At 30.9% G+C, this 24,424-nt stretch carries 26 protein-coding genes; 16 read left to right on the top strand and 10 right to left on the bottom strand.

Annotated features, from left to right (window positions below; genetic code table 11):
* The first annotated feature begins 99 nt into the window (after positions 1-99).
* Entirely contained in the window at positions 100-1,251 is a 1,152-nt protein-coding gene (locus J9309_RS08970; protein WP_230475550.1) for a sensor histidine kinase, read from the top strand.
* Positions 1,252-1,312: 61 nt separating this feature from the next.
* Here the strand turns inward: J9309_RS08970 and mgtE are convergent, their stop codons facing one another.
* Together mgtE and rsmA are read right to left on the bottom strand one after the other, a co-directional pair.
* Positions 1,313-2,668 carry a magnesium transporter gene (gene mgtE, locus J9309_RS08965; protein WP_230475549.1) on the bottom strand — a complete coding sequence of 452 codons (1,356 nt, stop codon included), beginning with the start codon at positions 2,666-2,668 and terminating at the stop codon, positions 1,313-1,315.
* Positions 2,669-2,672: 4 nt separating this feature from the next.
* A complete protein-coding gene (rsmA, locus tag J9309_RS08960; RefSeq protein ID WP_230475548.1) occupies positions 2,673-3,440 on the bottom strand; it encodes a 16S rRNA (adenine(1518)-N(6)/adenine(1519)-N(6))-dimethyltransferase RsmA in 768 nt (255 codons plus the stop codon).
* A gap of 96 nt (positions 3,441-3,536) precedes the next feature.
* Between rsmA and J9309_RS08955 the strand changes: the two genes are divergently transcribed.
* The 4 genes from J9309_RS08955 to truB are packed head-to-tail and all read left to right on the top strand — an operon-like array spanning position 3,537 to position 6,253.
* Complete coding sequence (locus J9309_RS08955; protein ID WP_230475547.1) at positions 3,537-4,430, top strand: cell division protein FtsX; 894 nt, start codon at positions 3,537-3,539, stop codon at positions 4,428-4,430.
* Positions 4,431-4,437: 7 nt separating this feature from the next.
* Complete coding sequence (locus tag J9309_RS08950) at positions 4,438-4,740, top strand: DUF3098 domain-containing protein (RefSeq protein WP_230475546.1); 303 nt, start codon at positions 4,438-4,440, stop codon at positions 4,738-4,740.
* Positions 4,740-5,543: an undecaprenyl-diphosphate phosphatase gene (locus tag J9309_RS08945; protein WP_230475545.1), complete on the top strand. Its 804-nt coding sequence runs from the start codon at positions 4,740-4,742 to the stop codon at positions 5,541-5,543. The genes J9309_RS08950 and J9309_RS08945 overlap by 1 nt, the downstream gene beginning before the upstream one ends.
* A gap of 14 nt (positions 5,544-5,557) precedes the next feature.
* Positions 5,558-6,253 (top strand): tRNA pseudouridine(55) synthase TruB, encoded by a 696-nt coding sequence (gene truB, locus J9309_RS08940; RefSeq protein WP_230475544.1) that lies wholly within the window; start codon positions 5,558-5,560, stop codon positions 6,251-6,253.
* A gap of 54 nt (positions 6,254-6,307) precedes the next feature.
* Here truB and J9309_RS08935 read toward each other — a convergent pair whose 3' ends face one another.
* Positions 6,308-6,967 carry an alpha/beta hydrolase gene (locus J9309_RS08935; RefSeq protein ID WP_230475543.1) on the bottom strand — a complete coding sequence of 220 codons (660 nt, stop codon included), beginning with the start codon at positions 6,965-6,967 and terminating at the stop codon, positions 6,308-6,310.
* A gap of 6 nt (positions 6,968-6,973) precedes the next feature.
* Complete coding sequence (locus J9309_RS08930; protein WP_230475542.1) at positions 6,974-7,795, bottom strand: AraC family transcriptional regulator; 822 nt, start codon at positions 7,793-7,795, stop codon at positions 6,974-6,976.
* 191 nt (positions 7,796-7,986) lie between these two features.
* Here J9309_RS08930 and J9309_RS08925 point away from each other — a divergent pair, with 191 nt between their 5' ends.
* The 9 genes from J9309_RS08925 to J9309_RS08885 all read left to right on the top strand — a co-directional run bounded on the left by J9309_RS08925 (position 7,987) and on the right by J9309_RS08885 (position 15,762).
* Positions 7,987-9,504 (top strand): succinate CoA transferase, encoded by a 1,518-nt coding sequence (locus J9309_RS08925; protein ID WP_230475541.1) that lies wholly within the window; start codon positions 7,987-7,989, stop codon positions 9,502-9,504.
* 97 nt (positions 9,505-9,601) lie between these two features.
* Entirely contained in the window at positions 9,602-9,874 is a 273-nt protein-coding gene (locus J9309_RS08920) for a hypothetical protein (RefSeq protein ID WP_230475540.1), read from the top strand.
* 9 nt (positions 9,875-9,883) lie between these two features.
* The gene (locus J9309_RS08915) at positions 9,884-10,273 is read left to right on the top strand and encodes a hypothetical protein (RefSeq protein ID WP_230475539.1); all 390 of its coding nucleotides are present in this window, start codon (positions 9,884-9,886) and stop codon (positions 10,271-10,273) included.
* Positions 10,274-10,281: 8 nt separating this feature from the next.
* A complete protein-coding gene (locus J9309_RS08910) occupies positions 10,282-11,421 on the top strand; it encodes a glutathionylspermidine synthase family protein (protein WP_230475538.1) in 1,140 nt (379 codons plus the stop codon).
* 12 nt (positions 11,422-11,433) lie between these two features.
* Entirely contained in the window at positions 11,434-12,105 is a 672-nt protein-coding gene (locus J9309_RS08905; protein WP_230475537.1) for a DUF4240 domain-containing protein, read from the top strand.
* Positions 12,106-12,448: 343 nt separating this feature from the next.
* Positions 12,449-12,817 (top strand): hypothetical protein, encoded by a 369-nt coding sequence (locus J9309_RS08900; protein ID WP_230475536.1) that lies wholly within the window; start codon positions 12,449-12,451, stop codon positions 12,815-12,817.
* A 5-nt stretch (positions 12,818-12,822) separates the two neighbouring features.
* The gene (locus J9309_RS08895) at positions 12,823-13,347 is read left to right on the top strand and encodes a hypothetical protein (protein WP_230475535.1); all 525 of its coding nucleotides are present in this window, start codon (positions 12,823-12,825) and stop codon (positions 13,345-13,347) included.
* 85 nt (positions 13,348-13,432) lie between these two features.
* A complete protein-coding gene (locus J9309_RS08890; protein ID WP_230475534.1) occupies positions 13,433-15,187 on the top strand; it encodes a T9SS type A sorting domain-containing protein in 1,755 nt (584 codons plus the stop codon).
* Positions 15,188-15,315: 128 nt separating this feature from the next.
* Positions 15,316-15,762: a KTSC domain-containing protein gene (locus J9309_RS08885; RefSeq protein WP_230475533.1), complete on the top strand. Its 447-nt coding sequence runs from the start codon at positions 15,316-15,318 to the stop codon at positions 15,760-15,762.
* Between the two features lie 69 nt (positions 15,763-15,831).
* On the opposite strand, the gene sucD is transcribed toward J9309_RS08885, so the two are convergent.
* From sucD to J9309_RS08870, 3 genes are all read right to left on the bottom strand, one after another.
* Positions 15,832-16,701 (bottom strand): succinate--CoA ligase subunit alpha, encoded by an 870-nt coding sequence (sucD, locus tag J9309_RS08880; RefSeq protein WP_230475532.1) that lies wholly within the window; start codon positions 16,699-16,701, stop codon positions 15,832-15,834.
* 154 nt (positions 16,702-16,855) lie between these two features.
* Positions 16,856-17,782: a UDP-3-O-(3-hydroxymyristoyl)glucosamine N-acyltransferase gene (locus J9309_RS08875; RefSeq protein WP_230475531.1), complete on the bottom strand. Its 927-nt coding sequence runs from the start codon at positions 17,780-17,782 to the stop codon at positions 16,856-16,858.
* Between the two features lie 87 nt (positions 17,783-17,869).
* Positions 17,870-18,658 carry an META domain-containing protein gene (locus J9309_RS08870; protein ID WP_230475530.1) on the bottom strand — a complete coding sequence of 263 codons (789 nt, stop codon included), beginning with the start codon at positions 18,656-18,658 and terminating at the stop codon, positions 17,870-17,872.
* 337 nt (positions 18,659-18,995) lie between these two features.
* On the opposite strand from J9309_RS08870, the gene dnaG reads away from it, so the two are divergent.
* Positions 18,996-20,924 carry a DNA primase gene (dnaG, locus tag J9309_RS08865; protein ID WP_230475529.1) on the top strand — a complete coding sequence of 643 codons (1,929 nt, stop codon included), beginning with the start codon at positions 18,996-18,998 and terminating at the stop codon, positions 20,922-20,924.
* 222 nt (positions 20,925-21,146) lie between these two features.
* Positions 21,147-21,632: a septal ring lytic transglycosylase RlpA family protein gene (locus tag J9309_RS08860; protein ID WP_230475528.1), complete on the top strand. Its 486-nt coding sequence runs from the start codon at positions 21,147-21,149 to the stop codon at positions 21,630-21,632.
* A 59-nt stretch (positions 21,633-21,691) separates the two neighbouring features.
* Here J9309_RS08860 and J9309_RS08855 read toward each other — a convergent pair whose 3' ends face one another.
* From J9309_RS08855 to J9309_RS08845, 3 genes are all read right to left on the bottom strand, one after another.
* Positions 21,692-22,024 carry a hypothetical protein gene (locus J9309_RS08855; RefSeq protein ID WP_230475527.1) on the bottom strand — a complete coding sequence of 111 codons (333 nt, stop codon included), beginning with the start codon at positions 22,022-22,024 and terminating at the stop codon, positions 21,692-21,694.
* Positions 22,025-22,096: 72 nt separating this feature from the next.
* Positions 22,097-23,152, bottom strand: a complete 1,056-nt coding sequence (locus J9309_RS08850; RefSeq protein WP_230475526.1) for a CaiB/BaiF CoA transferase family protein — start codon at positions 23,150-23,152, stop codon at positions 22,097-22,099.
* Between the two features lie 115 nt (positions 23,153-23,267).
* A complete protein-coding gene (locus J9309_RS08845; RefSeq protein WP_230475525.1) occupies positions 23,268-24,416 on the bottom strand; it encodes an acyl-CoA dehydrogenase family protein in 1,149 nt (382 codons plus the stop codon).
* Between the last annotated feature and the right edge of the window lie 8 nt (positions 24,417-24,424).

Below are 24,424 nucleotides of genomic sequence, written 5' to 3'. Positions count from 1 at the left end.
AATTACTTTCATCATATTTATCCTATTACGCCATAAAAATATATTATAGTTAATTTATTATTACATTTGGTAAGAACTTTTGAAAGAAACATAGCATTTATGCGTGAATTTTTAAGCAAAAAACTATCAAATCAATGGATTGGTTTCAGTTTGATCTGTATTATTTTTTCGTTAACGATTTGGATTTCCAATAAAATTGTGAAACAATTAAAGGATGTTGAAAAATCAAAAATTGAAAATTATGCGAAATCGTTAGAGTTAATCAGCCAGAACGAATATATCGATCCGATAACACAAGATTTTTTATTCAAATTAATCGAAGACAATAGTACTATACCTGTAATTTTAGTTGATGAGCAAAATAATATCAACTTCACAAAAAACATTGATCCGTCAATAGAAAATGATTCTGAAAAATTAAAAAAATACACAGACAAATTAAAGAAAGACAATATGCACATTGAAGTAAATTTACCAGATGGTAAAAATCATGTGTATTACTCAAACTCAAACCTATTAAATCAATTACGATACTACCCTATTATATTAATCGTTCTTTGTGGTTTATTTATTATGTTTTCTTATCTGTATTTTAAAAGTATTAGAGATACAGAAAAAAGTTATTTATGGGCCGGAATGGCTAAAGAAACTGCTCACCAAATTGGAACTCCACTTTCGTCATTAATGGGTTGGGTTGAATTATTGAAATTAGAAGAAATTGAACAAACGCCTATTTTAGAAATTGAAAAAGATGTTAATCGACTAAAACATATTGCTGAACGTTTTTCTAAAATAGGTTCTGAAGCAGAATTAAATGATCATAATTTAGTAGATGTTACCAATTCGACTTTATCTTATCTAAGACAGCGAATAAGCAAAGGAATTGAATTAAATTTTAATACTGAATTAGAAGAAATTACAACTAAAATGAATCCCTTGTTATATAGTTGGGTAATTGAAAACTTAATTAAAAATGCTGCGGATGCAATGCAAAACAAAGGAGTTTTAGATGTAGCTATTAAAGCTATCGGTAAAAAAATTGAAATCAGTGTGAGTGATACTGGTCCTGGAATTCCACCAAAATTGCAACATAAAATTTTTGAACCTGGTTTTACAACAAAAAAACGTGGTTGGGGTTTAGGATTATCGTTGGCTAAAAGAATTGTAGAAGATTATCATAAAGGAAAAATATTCGTTTACGAATCTTCGAAAGAACGAGGAACTGTTTTTAAAATAATCTTGAAACGATAAAATAAAACCGGCTTTCAGTTTTCTGAAAGCCGGTTTTATTTTATATCATTATAATGATGTATTAAAATCCTAAAATTGCTTTTGCAATCATAAAGTAAATAAACACTCCGATGATATCATTACTTGTCGTGATAAATGGACCTGTTGAAACAGCTGGATCAACACCTCTTCCATTTAAGAAAATAGGAATAAATGTTCCGATAATTGCGGCGTTAATAATAACTGCTACTAATGCTACACATATCGTCATAGAAACATAGTAAGACGTTCCGAACATAAAATGTGTAATTAACAATACTACCAATGCGATTCCTAACCCGTTTAACAATCCAAGTAAAAACTCTTTACCTAATCGTTTTAAAATACCACCTTTGATAGAGCCATTGGCTAAACCTTGTACCACAATTGCCGAAGATTGGATTCCGACATTTCCTGCAGTAGATTGTATCAAAGGCACAAACATTAATAATATTGTATACTTTTCTAAAGCAGACTCGAATCCAGACATGATTGATGCAGCGCCTAAACCACCTAACATCCCAATCATTAACCAAGGTAAACGAGCTTTGGTTAATTTCAAAATGCTATCATCAGAATCTACATTTTGTGTAATACCGGCTGCTAACTGATAGTTTTCTTCTGCCTCTTCACGAATAACATCTAACACATCATCAACCGTAATCACACCAACAAGACGCTTTAACTCATCAACAACGGGAACTTCATACAAATCATATTTTTCGATGACCTTAGCAACTTCTAAATCCTTTGTATCAATATTGACATACTGAATTTTAGAATTATAAACATCTTCAACCTTTGTATTAGCAGATGTTGTAAGAAATTTCTTTAATGATAGCGTTCCTAATAATATATCATCATGATCGACAACATAAATAGAAAAAACTTCTTCTAAATCTTCTGCTTGCTTACGCATTTGTTTAATAGCTGTGATAACTGACCAATCTTTGTTTACCTTGATCATTTCTTTCCCCATTAAACCACCTGCAGTATCTTCATCGTAACGAAGTAATTCAACAATTTCTTTCGCTTGTTCCTTATCTTCAATTTGAGCAATTACCTCGTTTTTTTTACGATCAGAAAGTTCATTAATAATATCAACCGCATCATCGGTATCCATCTCATTAATAACTTCGATAGCAATTTCTTTGGCAGAAAAAGTATGTAAGATTTTTTTACGATCATCTTCTTCTAATTCAAGAAGAATATCAGCAGAAGTTTCATTTTCGAGTAAATCAATTACAAAAGCTTGTTCCTTAGTGGAAAGTTCATCAAACAATTCAGCAATATCAGCAGGGTGAAACCCATCTAACATTTCTTTTACAGCTTTCGCATTTTGTTCTTTAATTCTTTCTGAAAGATTAACAATTAAATCTTTTGTAATTTCTACATTCATATGCTTATTGCATCAATTTTGTTAACTCGATAAAATCTTCTACAGATAACTGTTCAGCGCGTAAATTTAAGAATTCATGTTCGTTTAATTGCTCAGGAATCCCTACAGATTTTAAGGCATTACGTAATGTTTTACGACGTTGTCCGAAACCAGCTTTTACTACTTGCACAAATTTTGAACGATCTACTCCTTCTATTTCAGTACGGTAACGTTTCATAATAATTACACCAGATTTAACTTTTGGTGGTGGTGTAAAAACATGTTCTGGTACTGTAAATAAATATTCGCAGTGGTAATATGCTTGCGCTAAAACAGAAAGAATACCATAATCTTTTGTTCCTTTTTTAGAAGCTATACGTTCTGCCACTTCTTTTTGGAACATTCCGCAAAGTTCTGGAACATTTTCACGCTCATCGATTGTTTTAAAAATAATCTGTGAAGATATATTATAAGGAAAATTACCTAAAATAGCAATTTGTTCATCAAATTTAGATGAAAAATCCATTTTAAGAAAATCCTCTGAATGTATTTTAAAACCTGGATAAAAAGGTTGATACACTTCTTGTAAATATTCAACAGATTCAGTATCAATTTCAACAACCTCTATATTTTTTTTAGCTTGAAGTATATATTTAGTCAACACTCCCATACCTGGACCAATCTCCAATACACGATCGTAACCTTCCCAAGTTAAACCTTCGGCAATATCACGCGCAATATTCTCATCATTCAAAAAATGTTGCCCTAAATGTTTTTTAGCTTTTACTTTCAAATTTCTTAAAATTTTATATTTTCTTTAACCAATTTCGTACCGATTAACTATGTTTCGAAATAAGTTTTTTTTATCTTAGCCCCAAAAATAACCCAAATGTCAAAAACGAACGATAAATTTGAAAAAGGAAGACTTCGCTCTTCTAACATTACAGTCGTTATAAGTATATCTTTAGTTTTATTTTTATTAGGTGTATTTGGATTAATCGTAATTAATGCACAAAGTTACGCAGAACATCTAAAAAGAGAATTAAAAATCGAAGCATATTTTAATGATGTTGATGATCCGAAGATTAAAGACAAGGAATTATCGATGCAAAAAGAATATATCGATTCGTTAAAAATCAAGTACGATTTTATTGAAAGCACTCGCTACATCAGTAAAGAAGAGGCTTCTAAAATTGCTAAACTAGAATTGGGTATTGACGATGTTGAATTATTTGAGGCAAATATTTTCCCGCCATCTGTACAAATTACTTTAAATCCGAAGAAAATTAATTCTATCGAGCAAATTGATTCTATCAATTCAAAATTAGCTCAACATCCATTAATTGATAAGGTGAAAAGTGATAAACAAGCGATGGTTAAAATATACAACAGCATCAATACTATTACTTTTTGGTTAATGATTTTCGCGATTATTTTCTTAGTAATTGTTATTATTTTAATCAACAACTCTATTCGATTAAAAATTTATGCAAAACGTTTTAGTATTAAAACTATGCAATTAGTAGGTGCTCGTAGAAGATTTATCATGAAACCTTTCTTATTAGAAGGTGCATTTTTAGGATTCTTAGCTGCTATTATTGCTATTACTGGACTTGGAATTTTATGGTATTTATTAGCAACTAAGATCGGATTGTTATTATGGAATCCTAATTTCGGAATGTTAATTGGTGCTTTAATCGCATTAGGAGTTTTAATCGCTTTATTCAGTACACTATTTGCTGCATGGAGATATTTAAAATTAAAAACAGATCAACTATACTAATATTTTAATGAGTACATTAAATAATCAAAATACATTAAAATCAGAATCTACTAAAGGTTCTGATTTTACCTTTTTATTCGGTAAGAAAAATTACATCTGGATGGGAATTGGGATTGCATTAATTACATTAGGATTTATCTTAATGACTGGTCCCGATGCAAACACAACTCCAGATGGAAACTTTGATCCTACGTATTGGAACGAAGATATCTACTCTTGGAGACGAATTAGATTAGCTCCATTTTTAGTTATTGCAGGTTTTATTGTAGAGATTTATGCAATTTTACTTAACCCGAACAAAGAAAAATAATGGAAACATTAAAGGCAATTTTAGTTGGTATTGTACAAGGATTAACAGAATTCTTACCCGTATCATCTAGTGGACATATTGTAATTGCTCAAAATCTATTAGGATTAGATTTTGGAGAAGATGAAAATTTATTATTTGCAATTGTATTACATTTTGCGACTGCATTGAGTACAATTGTAATTTTTAGGAAGGATATTATTCAAATTTTTAAAGGATTATTTCAGTTTAAATGGAACGAAGAATTTCAGTTTTCATTAAAAATTGTTTTATCTATGATTCCAGCAGCCTTAGTAGGTGTATTATTAAAGGATCAATTAGAAGCTTTATTTTCTAATTTATTAGTGGTTGGAATTATGTTATTAGTTACCGCTTGTTTATTATTCTTTGCTGATAAAGCAAAAAGCACAACTAAAGATGTATCTTTTAAAGACGCTCTAATCATTGGAATTGCACAAGGTTTCGCTGCATTATTACCAGGTTTATCTCGTTCAGGATCTACAATTTCTACTTCTATAATTTTAGGAGATGATAAATCTAAAGCAGCTCGATTTTCTTTTTTAATGGTGTTACCTTTAATTTTAGGTGCAATTGCTAAAATGTTTTTAGATATGCAAGAAACTGGAGGTTTAGAATCTATCAACATCGCTCCTTTGGATTTAGTTGCCGGATTTTTCGCTGCATTTTTTGCAGGTTTATTCGCTTGTAAATGGATGATTAACATCGTAAAACAAGCTAAACTAATTTACTTTTCTATTTACTGTGTTATCGTAGGTACAATAGTAATTATTAGCACATTTTTATAATTAACTATATACTGATGAATGTAGAAAAGATACAAGAAGGACACGTTTTCTTAATCGATAAACCATTAGATTGGACTTCTTTTGACGCTGTAAATAAAATTCGTTGGAATATTCGCAAGGCTTACAACTTAAAGAAAATTAAAGTTGGTCATGCCGGAACTTTAGATCCAAAAGCGACAGGTTTGTTACTGATTTGTACAGGAAAATGGACGAAGAAAATTGATGAATTTCAAGCACAAGAAAAAACATATACAGGTACTATAAAGTTAGGAGTAACAACTCCGACTTATGATTTAGAATCTGAAGAAGATCAAATTTTTCCTACGGATCATATCACAGAAGAAATGATCCATGAAACTACAAAACAATTCACTGGCGAGATTGAACAACTACCTCCGATGCATTCTGCTATTAAAGTGGACGGAAAACGTTTGTACGAATTGGCGCGTGATGGACAAGAAATTGAACGTAAAGCGCGAAAAGTAACAATTGAAGAATTTAAAATCACAAAAATTGATTTACCATTTGTAGATTTTGAAGTTAAATGTTCAAAGGGAACATACATTCGATCTTTAGCTTATGATTTTGGTAAAGCATTAAATTCTGGTGGATATTTAACTGCATTACGCAGAACTAAAATCGGAGAATTTGATGTAATTAATGCTGAAAATTTTGCATTAGAAAAATCGTATTTCGAGGAAAATCAATAATCATTATATAAATTAAAAAAAGGTCATTCAGAAAACTGAATCACCTTTTTTTAATTATAATTGTATTAATACTTCGTTTATTTCCTTACTTACTGCTTTGGGTTTTTGCATCACCATAATGTGTGTTCCACCATCAATTATTTTACAATCTTTTATATATTCAATCGGAAAGACGATATCCTTATTTCCATGTATATGCGTCAAATTTTTAATTTCGTAAGCAGAAGATCGATTCCAGTTAACGATTTTATGAATGGACCATTTCAAATAATTTGCATCTTTAAACTCAAAAATATCGTCGATTGCATCTTCTTTTTTAGAATAATACAATTTCCTCATCATCATGTACGAAAACAAATGTTTTGAGGTAAAAAATTGCATAGGAATTATATGATGCGCATTAATTTTGGATGAAAATCTAAACATCAAAGGTAATTCTTCCCTACTCTTTACGCTGGATAATAAAATGGTATGCTTAGGATTAATAAATCGATTCATTTCCTGAACAATTATTCCACCAAAAGATAATCCCATCAGAAGAAAATCTTCCGTGGGATTTATTTGATTGATCATTCTTTCAGTGTAATGCGCTAAGGTTTCATTTTTTTCAGGATTAAGCCATGGGACATTAATCTGCTCAAAATCATCGTTAAGTTTCAGATTTCTAAAAGCATTTCCATTTGCACCTAACCCACTAACCTGATAAATTTTCATTTCTTTTTATAAAATATCTTTTCTTTTTGAGTAATCTGTTGGACGTACACCAATCACTTTCTGAAATGTATTACTGAATGTTGGTAAACTATTGTAACCCACCATCACAGAGATTTCACTGATAGAATATGTACCATCAATTAATAATTTTAATGCACGCAACATTCGTAAAATAGTAAAATATTGAACAAATGTCATCTGTAAATCTTTTTGGAATAATCTCGATAAAGATCTTTCACTAAACCCAAATTCAGCTGTTATCTTTTTCATCGTTATTGACGAGTCCATATTATCCTCTAAAAACTGTACAATTTTCTTTAATCGATCATCAGTTGGTAAAGGTAAAGCAAGTTTTAAGCTCGTTTTACTTACTTGTGGTAAAATTTCTTTAAAAGCTTGTCCAATAATATAATCGCTTCTGTGCTCAGAAGAAATATCACCTAACCATTTGTTAGTGAATAACAAAAGCTCTAATAACAACCCATTCGCTGGATAAATTCCAACTTTTTTATAAAATGCATGGTCTTGATCCGAAATAGGAAAATATAAATTCCTCATTATCACCTCTGGTGTATTTGGGTGAATACTATGTTCTGCATTTGGCGGGATCCACATAAAATGTCTTGCTGGCAAATAATAAGTTTCTTTCCCTATTTTTACATATACAATTCCACCTTCACAGTACAAAAATTGCCCCTTTTCATGTTTATGCTCAACAACATACGCTTCCGATATTTCCTTATGATAACAAAAGATTGAGTTAGGATTTTTATCAATCTCAGTTAAATAGTAACGAGTATCTAATTTAGTTTCTAGGTTTATATTCATAGTTTTGTAAAAGATTAAACTAATATACTACTTTATTTCATATATTGTACAAAGTACACAAACAATCGTGTCTTTTTTTAATAAATATTTGTCTTTTTTTAATATTGCGTAACCGAATATTATTTCAATTTTTGTAATTCCCTTTAGAAATTAAGGGAATAATTATTGAAAAGTAAAGATAAAGTTGCATTATGTTAGAAAGAATAAAATTAACAGATCTACACTCTAAAGTGATGACTGCTGAAGAATCTGCGAAGATTTTTGAGAACGGTATGACTGTAGGATCAAGTGGATTTACAAGAGGAGGAGACTCTAAAGTTGTATTAAAAGCATTAGCAAAGCGTGCTAAAACAGAAGAATTAAAAGTTACTTTAATTACTGGTGCATCTTTAGGTCATGATACAGATGCTGCTTTAGCAGAAAATGGTGCATTAACAAAACGTTTACCTTTTCAAGTAGACAACACACTACGTAAAAATATTAACGCTGGTAATGTATTATTCATTGACCAACACTTAGGTGAATCAGCAGAACACATCTTAAACGGACAATTCAAAATTGATGTTGCCGTATTAGAAGTTGCAGAAATCTTAGAAGATGGATCTGTTGTACCTACAACTTCTGTTGGTAACAATGTAGATATCGCTGCTAGTGCAGACAAAATTATATTAGAGGTAAATACAGCTATTCCTACATCTATCCGTGGAATGCATGATATTTACAAAGTTGAAGAGTACGGTTCTCGTTCAGCAATCAACATCACTGCATGTGATACAAAAATTGGTTCTGATGTAATTAAATTAGATCCATCTAAAATCGAAGCGATCGTTTTCCACGATATCACTGATATGGCTGGAGATATTGTTCCTGCTGACGAAGCAACATCAGCTATCGCTAAAAATATTGTAAACTTCTTCGAAAAAGAAGTTGAAGCAGGTCGTTTAACTAAAGAATTAATGCCATTACAATGTGGTATTGGTAAAGTTGCTAACGCAGTTTTAGGAGGTTTAGAGCATTCTAACTTCGAAAACTTAGTAATGTATTCTGAAGTATTACAAGATTCAACATTCGACTTAATCGATTCTGGAAAAATGAATTTTGCATCTGCATCTTCTATGACAGTTTCTCAGGAATGTTACGATCGTGTAATGAACAATATCGAGTTCTACAAAGACAAAGTTGTTTTACGTCCACAAGCAATTTCTAACTCTGCGGAAGTTATCCGTCGTTTAGGAATTATCGGAATCAACACTTCGTTAGAATGTGATATTTATGGAAACGTAAACTCTACTCACGTTACAGGAACACACATGATGAATGGTATTGGAGGTTCTGGAGATTTCGCTCGTAACGCTTACATCTCAATCTTCGTAACTGCATCTATTGCTAAAGGTGGAAACATTTCATCTATCGTTCCTATGGTATCTCACCACGATCATACAGAACATGATGTTGATATCATTGTAACGGAGCAAGGTTTAGCTGATTTAAGAGGTTTAGCTCCTCGCGAAAGAGCAATCGAAATCATCAACAACTGTGTTCACCCAGATTACAAAGAAGAGTTAATGTCTTACTTCGAAAGAGCATGTGCTGAAAGAGGTGGTCAAACTCCGCATATTTTAGAAGAAGCATTTTCATGGCACACTCGTTTAAAACAAACAGGTTCTATGAAAAAAGCTGAAGCTCAAACTGAAACTTTAGTAGGATAATTTTATAATTTTCCTTAATATATTTACAAGCACTTTCTTTTTAGGAAGTGCTTTTTTGTTGAAATAACGTAACTTTGTTAGACGACAAATTTTAGATATGAAAAAATTATTATACTTAACACTTATTACACCTTTACTATTTTCTTGTCAATCAGAAAGTAATCAAGAACAAACTTTAGAACAATTAGACAAAACTTCTGCAAGAGAAGTTGTTTTAAGCTCTACTACAATTGGTGATACAGTATTACATATTACAACACAAAAAATTTGGTCTAATAATCAGTTAGCTGGAGAAAAAATTGACACGTTAAAAACTGTAAAAGCAGCAAATGACACAATAAAAACTCCAATATATGTTACAATTCAATAATTTAGAGGGATGAATAATAATAAAAAAAGAGCCAGTCAACTTGTAACTTTAGTTTTAATTTCATCTGTTTTAAGTTCTTGCATGAAACGTGTAGAAGAACCTACTCCTGCAGAAAATGAACAAAAAGTTTTTATGCGTGCAGACTCTACAGCTCCTTATACGGATGTTTCAGAAAATTACGCACAAAACAACAATCAAAGTATGATGGGCGGTATGGGAACTTCTTTGCTTTGGTTTATGGCTTTTCGTAGTTTGTCTGGAGGTATGGGGTATGCAAGTCCTGGCTTACATCAACAATCTAATGTTGGAACCAATACTGCGAAAGCAACAGAAATGAAAAACCAAGCTATTCGTGGTGGATTTGGAAAATCAGCACAATCAAAAACAGTTTCATCTTAATTTTATAAATGGAATTAAAAAAATTACAAAAGGACTCTAATTGGCAAGAACGATTAGAAAATGTTGGTTTTGGTTATCATACAGACGAAAATAATAGAACATATTGGGTAGAAGATCGTTATTTTTCAATCACTCCAAAGGAAGCGGACAATATTTTTGATGCTACGAATCAATTATGGGAAATGTGTTTAGCAGCAGTTGAACATGTTATTGAAAATAATCGTTTGGATGAATTTAAAATTCCAAAATTCATTCAACCTTATTTAATTGAGAGTTGGGAAAACGAAACTCCTAGCATTTATGGACGTTTTGATTTTGCTTTTGATAAAAACAAACAACTAAAATTATTAGAATTTAATGCCGATACGCCTACTTCACTTTTTGAATGTGGCGTTGTACAATGGCTTTGGATGGAAAATTATTTTGGCGATACAAAAGACCAATTCAATTCTGTTCACGATAAATTAATTGAAACTTGGAAAATGTTAAAACCTTATTTAAAAGGTGAAACTTTACATTTTACATGTGTACGCGAATCTTTGGAAGATTTAACAAATGTTGAATATCTAAGAGATTGCGCAATACAAGCCGGAATTAATACTAAATTAATTTATATCGATGAAATTGGTTGGAATAATGTAAATTTTGTAGATTTAGAAGACGAGACGATAACAGATATATTTAAATTATATCCTTGGGAATGGATGGTAAATGAAACGTTTGCTTACAACATCAAAAATGATGAAATAAAAGCAAATTGGATTGAACCTGCTTGGAAAATGATCCTGTCAAACAAAGCTATTTTAGCCATTTTATGGGAATTATATCCAAACCATCACTTGTTATTAGAAACATATTTTAGCGAACCTCATCAAATGAAAGATTATGTAAAAAAACCTCTTTTATCGCGTGAAGGTGCTAATATTACTGTTGTAAAAGACGGAAAAACAACCGAAGAAACTTCGGGTGAATATGGGGAAGAAGGTTATATTTATCAAGAATTAGCCGAACTTCATAAAGAAGAAAGTGGATATTCAATCATTGGAAGTTGGATTATTGGACAAGAATCTTGCGGTATTACATTCCGCGAAAGCGACCAATTTATTACAACTGACAAAAGTAGATTTGTTCCACATATTATAGAATAATAAAACAATTATATGGGTTTTTTAGACAATTTATTTGATTCATCTGCTGCTCTACCAACCGAGAAAATATCTCAGATGTTAGATATAGATTTATATTGGCAAATCATAGAAAACTCATTGGCTACGGCAGATACTTTAGAACAACAAGAAGAGTTTTTAATTGAAGAATTAAAACAATTAACTGCCGAAGACATTATCGGATTTCGATTACGTACAGAATTCTTTATGTTTCAATCCTATTCTAGCGAATTATGGTGTGCTGCTGCCATCATGAACGAGGAATGTGATGACGATGGATTTCAGAATTTTAGATTATGGTTAATTTCTCAAGGGAAACAAATTTTTACGGATGCCATGATGGATCCTGATAATCTTGCAAATTACTTTGAAGATGGCTTTAACGAAGATGATTTCTACGAATTTGAAATTTTTGGAACAATCGCAAACGAAACATTTTTACAAGTTTTTGATAGAGATATTCATGATTATATTGATTATGATAAATTTGAATATTTCGAAGAAAATTATCCTGAAATCGAATTTAATTGGGAAGAAGATAACATTACAACATATCAAGCGATTTGCCCAAGATTATACACGATTTTCATCGAAAATTTGACGCATTATGAAGATGATGACGACGATGATGAAGAAGATCGTAGCGACGAATTTGATATTGAATAAAATTTAAAACGGGCTTTATGCCCGTTTTTATTTTCTTATAGATTTGAAGACGAAAACTCATATGTTTAAAAAGTCTCTAAAAAAAAATCTTTCTAGATTTACAAACCACTACACATTTATCTAAAATTATTGTTTACAACAATAGAAAAATAAAGGAAAAAGTTTTAAAAAAACGGAATATTTATAGGTTTCTCATTTTTTTAAAAAAAAAACATAAATATCTGTTTTACAATGTTTTGTAAAATAATTATGTAAAGATATATACATTGTTATCAATTTAGTTTTTATTAAAACAACAAATTATTTATTTTTAAACAGTTAACACAAATAAAATTAACACATTATGAAAAACAAATTATTAGTAATGCTTGGAATGTCTCTAGCATTATTTTCTTGTGCAGAGGATGATGCACAAAAGATTGAAAGTGCTCCAAAAACAAAATTAAGTCAGAAGGCGACGAATCAAGATCCTTATGCACTTGGATTTAAAAAAGCGATTAAAGAGATGAGCCAATTGAGATATTTACCGACTAAAGAATACACAGAAAAATACGGTAACGAGTTATCTCCTGAACGTAAACAAATTCTTTATCCTGCTGCTTTAGAGTTAATTTACTCAACTGGTATTACAGAAGAAGAATTAAAAGCAGAAACAAACGGTGACTTGAACCAAATTTTAAACAAAGCATTTTCTATCTACACAAACAAATAATAATTATGAAAAAGATATTACTATTATCAGCTGTATGTACTTTAACTACTGTGAATGCGGCAAGACCATTTACTATTCTAAATGATACAGAAAATTATTTAATTTATGGGCATCTTACTGCTAAAAACACATTGAATTGTAATGATTATCTTGTAATTTATGATTTAGAAATGTATCCAGGTGATTGGACTACTGCAGATAACAATAATTTAATGTTAACTAACGCTACAAACTTGTCTCTTTCTAGACAAGTTTATCATAATTCAACATTAGTAATTCCTTCAAATTTCAGAAATAAATCGACAGAATTATTTGTTAATGGAACATTTGAATGGTCTAATTTTAATTTTAAAACCATGCATCAATCTAATCCAATGCTACAAGATGGTACTGTTTTAAGTTTTATAACTGGGCAGGCCTGTGATAACAGTTTACCTCACCAATGGACAGGTGGAAATGGAACATCAATAGCAAGAGGAGGGGCTTTTAGTATAGGAGAACATATGTATATAACTTTTTCTGAACAATAATCCTTCTACAACCTAGCTAATATAGTTAGGTTGCTTTTTATTAATTAGATATATTCGCTTACAGAAATTAACACAACACACTCATATGAAACACAAACTTTTACTCTTATTTACATTTATCACCACCTTTCTACAAGCCCAAGGGTTTAATGAATATGATCGCCTTTGGAGTACTTATGTAGGTGGGAATGGATTAAATTTTCCTAAAATTGTTAAAGATAATAATGGGAATATCATTGTTGCTGGATCTCATTTTAATCCAAATATTAGTATTAATCACCCTGTGATTCGCGAATACTTTCAAAATTTTATCCATCCTACTAATAATCCTATGATGTATCAAACCGATGATTATCGCGTTTCGTATATCGCTAAATTCAACACTGATGGTGAAATTATTAATTCAGGTTATTTACCTTACGAAATTGAAGATATTCAGTTAGATGATAATAACGAGATCATTATTTATGGAAGGACATTACGTAGAGATTTAGGTTCAGTTAATGTTTGGTTTTCTGAACCACAAGAGGATTGGAATAGGTTAATATTATTAATATCAAAATTAGATACTGATTTTAATTCCATCTGGACGACATATTTACCGATTACGGTGAATTGGTATAACAATATTACGATTGATGAATTAGGAAATATATATGGGGCAGGTACTACAACGGTTAGAAACGGAATAACGACTGAAGGTACATTCTATCCAGAATTTACAGCTCATTTAAATGGGAATTCGGAAGGAAATGGTTTGATATTTAAATTAAATTCCAATGGGCAATTGGTTTGGAGTACATATTATGGTGATGGTAGAATTATTGATTTAGCTTACGCTAATGATAAATTATATATGATTTTACAAATATATTCTACCCTTAATTTTCCTTGGATTACGGATAATGCTTATCAAACAACACCTTCTATTTTAAGTTTAGCTCGTTTTAATCCTTCAAATGGTCAAAGAGAATTAGCTACTTATTATGGAGAATCTGATATACTTACTTTAGCAGATATTGAAGTAACTAATGATGCGATATACATTTCCGGGGATACATCCATTTTTTCTGACAATACACCATTCATTACATCCAACAGTTATCAACCAACTTTTGGAGGTGGATATACAGATTATTATTTAGCAAAATTAGATTTTAATTTTAATCCAATTTGGGGTACTTATATCGGTGGAAGTGAAACTGAAATGTTTTCTTTAAGTCAAAAGAATCTATTTTTTAATCATAATTATCTTTATTTCACAGCCTCTACTGGAAGTACAGAGATTTCATTTGATGAGCATACATTTAGACCAACAAATGCCGGTAATTCTGATCTTTTAATGATGAAATTTAACCCCAATGGACAATTAGTTTGGGGGAGTTTTTATGGAAGTAATGGAAATGAATTTTTACCTAGTTTATTACCGATTAATGACGAAACCTTTTATTTAGCAGGACACACGGATAGCCCAAAAGATATAACTACACCTAATACGTATCAACAATACTATAGCTATTTACCTGACAATAGAGACTATGGTCAATTATTCTTAGCGAAATTCGGTTTTAATCCTGATTTAAACACTTCGGATATCTCAACTTCTACGCTAAAAATCTATCCAAATCCTGCGAAAGATAAAGTTTTTATCAATGGATTTATTTATCAAGATTCGTTGATAGAAGTTTACAATTTAGTCGGACAAAAAGTAATCACTCAAAAAGCGAAGAGTGGATTAATTCAAGAAATTGAGGTGCAGTTTTTACCAAAAGGCACTTACATCATCAAAGCAATCGACATCACCGGAAAAGCTTTTCAAGAGAAGATTGTAATACAATAATACTAAAATTTTCTATTATCATCTCTATAAGATTTATTCATAATATTTTCATAAGTAAACTTTTTGATAATGATAAAGTTATTTAATTAGACTACTTTTGCACGCCGATAAGAAGGAATTTTTAGAATATGAAAAGAGTTATTGAATACAGAAGATTGTTAGGAGTTGATAAAGATGTTACTTTAAAACAATTAAAAACAATTTACAGAAACGCGATGAAAGATTCGCATCCAGATAAATTTGTTGATGATGAAGCTGGAAAATTAGAAGCTGAAGAAAGAAGTAAAGTTGTAATTGAAGCCTACCACTTTTTAGTAAGTATCAATAACGAAACACACGAAAAATTACAAGCAGAATACAACGAAACGTTTGATAATTTTATTATTCAAGATTTCTATTTAGAAAAACAAGTTTTAACTGTTATTCACTTAGACGGAACAACTTTCGAATACTTAGGAGTTCCTAAAAATGTATTTGGTAAAATGTGTAATGCAGATTCTGCAAGCCGTTTTGCAAAAAGACATATCTACGGGAAATTCTTATTCCGTAAAGCTGGAAAAGCAATGGAAGCATAATCCTAAATAAGATAAAAAAAGGCGAACCAAATGGTTCGCCTTTTCTATATAAACTAAATCTTGTATTTATTATCCTAATACTTTTGCTACTGTAGCTCCGATATCAGCTGGAGAAGCAACAACGTGAATACCACACTCAGACATAATTTTCATTTTAGCCTCAGCAGTATCATCAGCACCACCAACGATAGCACCTGCGTGCCCCATTGTACGTCCTTTAGGAGCAGTTTGTCCTGCAATGAAACCTACAACTGGTTTAGTACCGTTATCTTTAATCCAACGAGCAGCTTCAGCTTCTAATTGTCCACCAATTTCACCAATCATAACGATTAATTCAGTTTCTGGATCGTTCATGAATAATTCAACAGCTTCTTTAGTTGTAGTTCCAATAATTGGATCACCACCAATACCGATAGCTGTAGAAATTCCGTATCCAGCTTTTACTACTTGGTCAGCAGCTTCATAAGTTAAAGTTCCTGATTTAGATACAATACCTACTTTACCTTTTTTAAAGATAAATCCTGGCATAATACCAACTTTAGCTTCTTCAGATGTAATAACTCCAGGACAGTTTGGTCCAATTAACGTAACATCTCTTTGATCTACGTATGCTTGAACTTTTACCATATCTTCAACTGGAATACCTTCTGTAATACAAATGATAACTTTAATACCAGCTTCTGCAGCTTCCATTACAGCGTCTCCTGCGAATGCTGGTGGAACGAAGATAATAGATACGTCAGCACCTGCTTCAACAACTGCATCTTTTACAGTATTGAAAATTGGTAATCCTAAGTGAGTTTGACCTCCTTTACCTGGTGTTACACCTCCTACTACGTTTGTTCCGTACTCAATCATTTGTTCAGCGTGGTAAGTTCCTTCTTTTCCAGTGAATCCTTGTACGATTATTCTCGAATCTTTGTTTACTAATACAGACATTGTGATTTTTAATTTAGACAAATATAGATGTTTGAATTAATTTAAAAAACAATTCAATGTAAAAAATACACTATGTTTTATTGAAAAATCACTAAAACCAGTAAGATTTTTGTCATAAAAAAACCGACAACAATGTCGGTTTTAAATAAATATATTATTTTCTTTTAAAATCTCTAACCATTAACTCGGTCATTGCCTTCTTTTTATATAAACCTCTTGCTTCTTCTGCGGGAGTTCCAAAATAAGATTTTCCACCCTCTAAAGATTTGCTTACACCTGCTTGCGCAAGTATTACCGCTTTTGATCCAATGGTTACACCACTAGTAATACCAACTTGTCCCCAAATAGAAACTTCATCTTCTACAATAACACATCCAGCAATTCCTGCTTGCGATGCAATTAAACATCTTTTACCTATTATTGTATCATGTCCAATCTGAATTAAATTATCCATTATCGTTCCTTCCCCAATAATTGTTGATGCAGTAACACCACGATCTATCGTACAATTTGCTCCAATTTCTACGTTATCTTCTATGATAACATTTCCTACAGATTTCATGCGATCAAATCCTGTTTCTCTCTTTTTGTAATAGAATGCATCAGCACCTAAAACAGTTCCTGAACGAATTATTGCATTATCACCGATGATAGAATAGTCGTTGATAGAAACATTAGAATGGATTACACAATTTTTACCAATTTTAACGTGGTTTCCGATGAAAGCTCCCGGTTGAATAATTGTTCCTTCACCAATTTCTGCAGTTTCACTAATATTTTTAGTAGCTTCTAAGAAAGGTAAAAAATGCTGACCAATTTTTACAAAATCACGAAATGGATCATCAGATATTAACAAAGCTTTCCCTTCAGGACACTCGACTTCTTTATTAATTAAAACGATAGTCGCAGCAGATTCTAACGCTTTATCATAATATTTTGGATGATCTACGAAAACAATATCACCAGCTTCTACTCGATGAATTTCATTAATTCCATGAACCGGAAAATTAGCATCACCTATATATTTTGCATCAATAATAGACGCTACTTCATCTAATTGATATATTCTTGGAAATTTCATTTAATTTTTGAATTTGAAGTACAAATATAACAATAAAAAAAGCTGCTCTTAACGAACAGCTTTCATATTATATTTACTTATTATAAATTATCTTGGTTGTTTTAAGTTACCAAAAACCATAGTTTTTACACCATCTGCATACAAAATTAATTTACCATTAGAAATTTCGTAAGAGTTAGTGGCATTAAAACGTTCATTAAAACTTGCTTCATCTACCCCATCACATGCCATTCTGGTTGTAGCGATATTTCCCATTTTAATAGTTTTACCAACTGCTAAGTAACCACCTGTTAAATTATTACATCCATTAGTTCCAGAAATTTGGTTATTTTGGAAAGTAACCGTTGGTTTTTTATTAGGAAAACGTTGATCTAAAGTTTTAGCAGAACGATCTTTTCCAATAAATTCTTCTAAAACCCAAGTTCCTTGTAAAGCTGTTGGTCTTTTAAATCTCATAACTGCAATATCCCCTTGGATTAAAGTTAACGTATCATCACTTATCGAATATTTTAAATTTCCTTTTAATTTAGAATTGAATGCATAGTCATTTACACCTTGACAAGCCTTCATTGTTGATGCTAAATTTCCAAAAGTTATTTCATTTCCTTTTACATCTACAGTTCCATTTAATGTATTACAACCATCAGAACCATTTAATAAAGTATTTGAAACAAAATTTAAATAAGGTGCTCCATTAGGAAAACTATCTACTAAAGATTTACCATCATTTGTAGCAAGGTAATCTAACTCCCATTTTCCTAAGATTGAATTATTATCAGTAGGTTTTGTAATTCCAGGTAGTGTAGTTGAGCAAGATGTAGTGAATGCAGTTGCTAAAATTCCAACAAACATCATTTTTAGGATAGTTTTTTTCATTTTCTATTTCAGTTTATGCTTATAAATTTACACCAATATCATACCAATAATAAAGTTGATATAAATAAAAGTTTTAACAAACTGGAGTAGAGTTAAATAAAAATATAAAATCTTATTTTTAATTCTATCTAATTTAATCATATCCTTTCACATTTAAAACTAAATCTTCAATTATTTATAGAAAATAGAAAATTAAAAAACTCATTTTTATCTATCTTATTTTAATATTATCTAATTTTGAAGAATTATTAAATTGAAAAAATATCTAAAGTTGAAGGATATTAAAGTTGAAAAATATTTTAGTATTACTTAATCCACTTATTTAAAAAATAAAAAATTGATTTCTAAAAATTCCATTGATACCATTTTTAACACTGCCAGAGTTGAGGAAGTAATTGGTGATTTTGTACAGTTAAAACGTGCAGGAAGTAGTTTGAAAGGACTTTCTCCTTTTACTGACGAAAAAACACCATCTTTTGTAGTCTCTCCGGCGAAGCAAATTTGGAAAGATTTTTCAACCGGAAAAGGTGGAAATGTCGTATCATTTCTGATGGAATTGGAACAATTTAGCTATCCCGAAGCACTTCGTTGGTTAGCTAAACGATACAACATAGAAATTGAAGAGGATACTAATTTTTCGCCAGAGCAAAAAGAAGCTCAAAAAACGAAAGAAAGTCTATATATCTTAACAGAAGTTGCTAAAAACTTTTTTGTTAATCAACTTCATGAATCTGAAGAAGGAAATATGATTGGTTTATCATATTTCAAAGAACGTGGATTTTCAAATGAAATTATTAAACGATTTGAGTTAGGATATTCTCCAAATAAATGGGATGCTTTCGCTGAATATGCTGAAAAAAAAGGGTATTCTAAAGAAATTATTGAAGCTTCTGGTTTAGTTAGTTATAAAGAAGATGGAAAACGTTTTGATAAATTTAGAGAACGTGTTATTTTTCCTATTTATAGTTATTCTGGACGACCAATTGGTTTCGGAGGTCGAATATTGCGTAACGATGTAAAAGCTGCCAAATATTTAAATTCACCTGAAAACGAAATTTACTTTAAGAGTAAAACTTTATATGGACTTTTTCAAGCTAAACAGGCGATCTTAAAACAAGACGAATGTTTATTAGTTGAAGGTTACACTGATGTTCTTTCTATGCATCAGGCCGGTATAGAAAATGTTGTGGCAAGTTCTGGAACAGCATTAACGAAGGAGCAAATTGTAATGATTAAACGTCTTACCTCTCATGTAACAGTGATGTACGACGGTGATGCTGCTGGTATTAGAGCTTCTTTTCGTGGTATTGATATGATTTTAGCTCAAGAATTGAACGTTAAAATTTTGCCTTTACCAGATGGCGAAGATCCAGATTCTTTTGCAAGAAAACATTCATCATCCGAGCTTTCGACGTATATAAAAGAAAATTCTACCGATTTCATCAAATTCAAAGCAAATCTTCTTTTAGAGGAAGCTAAACAAGATCCTGTTAAAAAATCAGAATTAATCAGGGAAATTATCAAATCCATTGCTTTAATTCCTAACATGATTCAGCGAGAATTATATGTTATGGAAACTGCTAAAATTATGGAAATACGTGAAGATGTACTTTTCAAAACTTTAGCGCAAATCAATAATAGAGAAGAACCTATTTCACCTATTGTTGATAAAAAAAGTGATTTAACAATAATTCCTACCAACGACAAAAAAATTGTTGTTAATAATTTAACTGTTATTGAAGATGAAATCATTAAACTTATAATGCAATTTGGTGATTTGGAAGTTGAATTAAAAAATGATCAGAACGAAATATATGTTACCACAGTGATTGAAGAAATTATCAATCAATTTAATCATAACGATCTTAAATTATCTAATCCGCTTTACCAAAATATTATAAATGAGGTTGAAATTGGTTTAGAAAACAATGAATTAAGAAGTGGAAATTATTTTTCTAGATCTACCGATCAAAATGTAACTCAATTAGCTACCCAAATGATGATTGATTCTCATTCAATCAGTGAAAATTGGAAATTAAAACAAGGAATTACTACCAAATCTATCGAAGATTCTATTGCAAAAGATTTATTTGATGTATTACTAAGGTTTAAAGCTTTATATATAGAGAAAGAAATAAAACTGTTAATGGATTCAACGAAAAATCCTGAGATGAGTGATAATGATCGTGCTGAAATTATTAAAAAAGTGATGGAATTAACGAAAATTAAAATGTTCTTTAATTCTCATTTAGATAGAATAATTTAACTAATACATTGATTTTAAATTATTTAAATCTAAAAGTTACCTTTTTCTTAAAAATTTTAATATTTACACTTTTTTTTAACTATAATTTAACATATTCTTGAATCGTAGATTATAAGCGAGTTATAGATTGATTAAAATTGAATAACTATACAGATCTTCGGCACCATGCTTTTTCTATCACTTCGTTCCCTATCTTAGATATATAATCAGAAAATCTAACGGATGAGAAGAAGCATTTTCGCAATATTAACGATCATTATGATCGCTCCAATAGCAAAAGCTGAGAGTAATTTAACTACAGATTTATTTACAGTTGAAAACTCTAACCCTATCAAAGAAAAAGAGTTAAAAAACACAACTTCAAAGGAAGAAAAATCTACTACAAACGAAGTTTCCGAAGCTGTAGAAGAAGCTAAAGAAAAATTAACTGGTATTGTTTCTTGGTACGCAGATAAATTTCACGGAAGTAAAACATCAAGCGGCGAATTATACAACAAAAACGAGTACACAGCTGCACACAAAACTTTACCATTTGGTACAAAAGTAAAAGTAACAAATGTTAGAAATGGAAAATCTGTTATTGTTAAAATTAATGATAGAGGACCACATTCAAAATCAAGAGTTTTAGACTTAAGTAGAGCAGCATTTACTGAAATAGGATCTATTAACGCTGGAATTTTAAACATAGAAATGGAAGTCGTAGACTAATACGGTTTTAGATATTAAATCAAAAAGGCTGAAAACTTAAGTTTTCAGCCTTTTTGATTTTAGTGATGTTTTTTTCCATGGCTTTTTCCTTTGCCACCTTTAAAACTTCCTTTTCCTTTTTTAATAGAATTTTTGTGAATTTTATGTTTATTATGTCCAGGTGCGTGCTTTTTTGCTGATTGATCACCATAAACTTTTTTCTTATGACCAGGAGGTAAATTTCTCTTATGGCTTTCATATTTAACATCGTAACGTGGATATTTTTTTCCATGTTTTTTATGTTTAGATTTATTTTCTATTCCATGAATACTAGTTGTACCATTGCAAGAATAGATGAACAAACCTATAAAACCAAAAGTTAGAATAAGACTTAATTTCTTTAAGATTTTCATTTTTAAATAATTTTCAACCAAGAATATTTAAACAATTATCTTACCAAAAATTTAATAACTCTACTTTAATTTTTAAGAATCACTTAATTGCTTAATACCTAGCTTAAATCCAATAATATGTTTTCCATCTTCAGTAAATTCAAAACTTCCCTTTTCAGTAAAATGAGGATTAGATAATGTTTCTTCAAACTCTAAAACAGGCGAAAAACAAACTTCTGTATCTTGGAAAAATTCAACCCATTCATCTCTAGTTTTAGTTAAAAATAAATCGATTAATTCTTGACGAATATCTTGACGATGAATCAAAGTCATTAAGTTTTCGGATTTCCACTCTTCACGTCCTAATTTCGTGCATAAATTTTGCCAAAATTTATCTTCCAAACCAGCCAAAACAACAAACTTATCATCTTTACATTTGTAGTAGGTATAATGCGGTAATTTACCACTTAAAACATCAAACGCTTGAGCCTTCTCATTGTACCAAACAGGCGGCGCCAATAACGCATTCATCGGTAATGCTGCTTCGGTAATCGAAACATCAAACCAATCGCCTTTTTCTGTATTTGAACGCTGAATAATTCCTAATAAAACCGAATTGATAATTTGCTCCGTTCCTCCATATAAATCTACTACTTGATAAGAAGGCATCGTAATATTTCCATCAATATTTTTATTATTTGCTAATAAACCAGAATAAGCCATAAAATTAAGATCATGTCCAGCCAAATGTGCATAAGGTCCAGATTGACCATAAGAAGTACACGAAACATAAATTAATTTAGGATTAATGGTTTTTAACGTTTGATAATCAAAACCTAATTTCTGCATCGTTCCAGGACGAAACGTTTCGATTAATACATCCACTTCTTTTACCAATTCATAAATTTCATTTCTACCTTCTTCTGTTTCGTATTGAATTTGACGAACTTCTTTACCTTTATTCACCATCAAATAAGAAACTGATATTCCATCCTCAAAAGGTGGAATTAATCGCGTTAGTTCAGGTTTTTTCGGATGTTCTATTTTTATTACTTCCGCGCCCATTTGCATCAATTGCTTAGTTGCCATTGGACCTGGAAGTAACCTTGAAAAATCAAGAATTTTTATTCCGTTTAATATGTTCATCATTTACCGTTTTAATTTTATAAAAAAAGTAGCATTCAAGGACTGCAATCCTTGTTTGCTACTTTAACATTTTCTGATTTCACCATAAAAATCAAGAAATATCTATATTAAAAACACATTAATAGACTTTACCAAATTGTACGTCGTCCACGACCACCTTAGCGATAATCTCACGCATAATCTCGGAAGAACCACCATAGATTGTTCCGACACGCGCATCACGGAAATAACGCGCAATTGGATAATCTTCCATATATCCTGCTCCACCGTGCATTTGTAAACATCCAGCAACTACTTCATTCTGTAACTCTGTTGCTTTTAATTTACACATTGAAGCTTGTTTAATCGCATATTCTCCATTCATAAAACGCCAACACGTTTCATACGTTAACGAGCGAATACACTCTAAATCTGTACAATAATCCGCTAAACGGTGACGTAATACTTGGAAGTAAGCAATTGGACGACCAAACGCTTTACGATTCTTCATAAACTCTAACGTTTCAGCAATAATTGTATCCATTGCTCCAATCGCCATAATTGCACAACATAAACGCTCTAATTGGAAAGACTCCATGACATAATAGAATCCCATTCCTTCATTTCCAACTAAATTAGAGGTTGGAATTTTCACATCTTGGAAGAAAATTTCTGCCGTATCCGAAGAGTGTAATCCGATTTTATTTAATTTATTACGTGTAATTCCAGGTGCATCCCCATCGATAACGATAATATCAAAACCAGCTTCTGTCTTACATAATGTTAAGAAATAATCCGCTGAACATCCACTTGTAATGTAGGTTTTAGAACCATTAATGATGTAATGATCCCCTTCTTTCTTTGCAAAAGTTGTAATTCCTTGTACATCTGAACCTGCATTTGGCTCTGTAAAAGCAATGGCTCCTAAAATATCACCTGAAATAGAGGGTACTAAATATTTTTGTTTTAATTCTTCTGATCCAATGTTATTGATATGGTTTGTTGCCATATACGAGTGAACAGAGAAACCTCCTAATAAACCAGCATTTCCGGCTTTTGCCATTTCCTCCATTAAGATAACAGAATAGAAGAAATCTACATTCGATCCGCCGTACTTTTCATCGTACATTAAACCTAAAAATCCCATCTCTCCCATCTCTTTCCAAACCGATTTTGGAACTTGACGATCTTCTTCCCATTGGTCGAAGAATGGTTTCTTTTTATTAATATATTCAATTACCGATTGACGAAATAATTCGTGGTCTTCATTAAAATAAAGTGATTTCATTTTTTTGT

The organism is Faecalibacter bovis (genome assembly GCF_017948305.1).
Lineage (GTDB): Bacteria > Bacteroidota > Bacteroidia > Flavobacteriales > Weeksellaceae > Empedobacter > Empedobacter bovis.
Note: the sequence above shows the minus strand (reverse complement) of the source record. Positions and strands in the feature narration are given on the sequence as shown.

What these genes read in the sequence shown, in the direction of transcription:
- J9309_RS08970 (WP_230475550.1), top strand. Translation starts at nt 100, where the DNA reads ATGCGTGAATTTTTAAGCAAAAAACTATCAAATCAATGGATTGGTTTC.
- mgtE (WP_230475549.1), bottom strand. Translation starts at nt 2,668, where the DNA reads ATGAATGTAGAAATTACAAAAGATTTAATTGTTAATCTTTCAGAAAGA.
- J9309_RS08955 (WP_230475547.1), top strand. Translation starts at nt 3,537, where the DNA reads ATGTCAAAAACGAACGATAAATTTGAAAAAGGAAGACTTCGCTCTTCT.
- J9309_RS08950 (WP_230475546.1), top strand. Translation starts at nt 4,438, where the DNA reads ATGAGTACATTAAATAATCAAAATACATTAAAATCAGAATCTACTAAA.
- J9309_RS08945 (WP_230475545.1), top strand. Translation starts at nt 4,740, where the DNA reads ATGGAAACATTAAAGGCAATTTTAGTTGGTATTGTACAAGGATTAACA.
- truB (WP_230475544.1), top strand. Translation starts at nt 5,558, where the DNA reads ATGAATGTAGAAAAGATACAAGAAGGACACGTTTTCTTAATCGATAAA.
- J9309_RS08935 (WP_230475543.1), bottom strand. Translation starts at nt 6,967, where the DNA reads ATGAAAATTTATCAGGTTAGTGGGTTAGGTGCAAATGGAAATGCTTTT.
- J9309_RS08930 (WP_230475542.1), bottom strand. Translation starts at nt 7,795, where the DNA reads ATGAATATAAACCTAGAAACTAAATTAGATACTCGTTACTATTTAACT.
- J9309_RS08925 (WP_230475541.1), top strand. Translation starts at nt 7,987, where the DNA reads ATGTTAGAAAGAATAAAATTAACAGATCTACACTCTAAAGTGATGACT.
- J9309_RS08920 (WP_230475540.1), top strand. Translation starts at nt 9,602, where the DNA reads ATGAAAAAATTATTATACTTAACACTTATTACACCTTTACTATTTTCT.
- J9309_RS08915 (WP_230475539.1), top strand. Translation starts at nt 9,884, where the DNA reads ATGAATAATAATAAAAAAAGAGCCAGTCAACTTGTAACTTTAGTTTTA.
- J9309_RS08910 (WP_230475538.1), top strand. Translation starts at nt 10,282, where the DNA reads ATGGAATTAAAAAAATTACAAAAGGACTCTAATTGGCAAGAACGATTA.
- J9309_RS08905 (WP_230475537.1), top strand. Translation starts at nt 11,434, where the DNA reads ATGGGTTTTTTAGACAATTTATTTGATTCATCTGCTGCTCTACCAACC.
- J9309_RS08900 (WP_230475536.1), top strand. Translation starts at nt 12,449, where the DNA reads ATGAAAAACAAATTATTAGTAATGCTTGGAATGTCTCTAGCATTATTT.
- J9309_RS08895 (WP_230475535.1), top strand. Translation starts at nt 12,823, where the DNA reads ATGAAAAAGATATTACTATTATCAGCTGTATGTACTTTAACTACTGTG.
- J9309_RS08890 (WP_230475534.1), top strand. Translation starts at nt 13,433, where the DNA reads ATGAAACACAAACTTTTACTCTTATTTACATTTATCACCACCTTTCTA.
- J9309_RS08885 (WP_230475533.1), top strand. Translation starts at nt 15,316, where the DNA reads ATGAAAAGAGTTATTGAATACAGAAGATTGTTAGGAGTTGATAAAGAT.
- sucD (WP_230475532.1), bottom strand. Translation starts at nt 16,701, where the DNA reads ATGTCTGTATTAGTAAACAAAGATTCGAGAATAATCGTACAAGGATTC.
- J9309_RS08875 (WP_230475531.1), bottom strand. Translation starts at nt 17,782, where the DNA reads ATGAAATTTCCAAGAATATATCAATTAGATGAAGTAGCGTCTATTATT.
- J9309_RS08870 (WP_230475530.1), bottom strand. Translation starts at nt 18,658, where the DNA reads ATGAAAAAAACTATCCTAAAAATGATGTTTGTTGGAATTTTAGCAACT.
- J9309_RS08860 (WP_230475528.1), top strand. Translation starts at nt 21,147, where the DNA reads ATGAGAAGAAGCATTTTCGCAATATTAACGATCATTATGATCGCTCCA.
- J9309_RS08855 (WP_230475527.1), bottom strand. Translation starts at nt 22,024, where the DNA reads ATGAAAATCTTAAAGAAATTAAGTCTTATTCTAACTTTTGGTTTTATA.
- J9309_RS08850 (WP_230475526.1), bottom strand. Translation starts at nt 23,152, where the DNA reads ATGATGAACATATTAAACGGAATAAAAATTCTTGATTTTTCAAGGTTA.
- J9309_RS08845 (WP_230475525.1), bottom strand. Translation starts at nt 24,416, where the DNA reads ATGAAATCACTTTATTTTAATGAAGACCACGAATTATTTCGTCAATCG.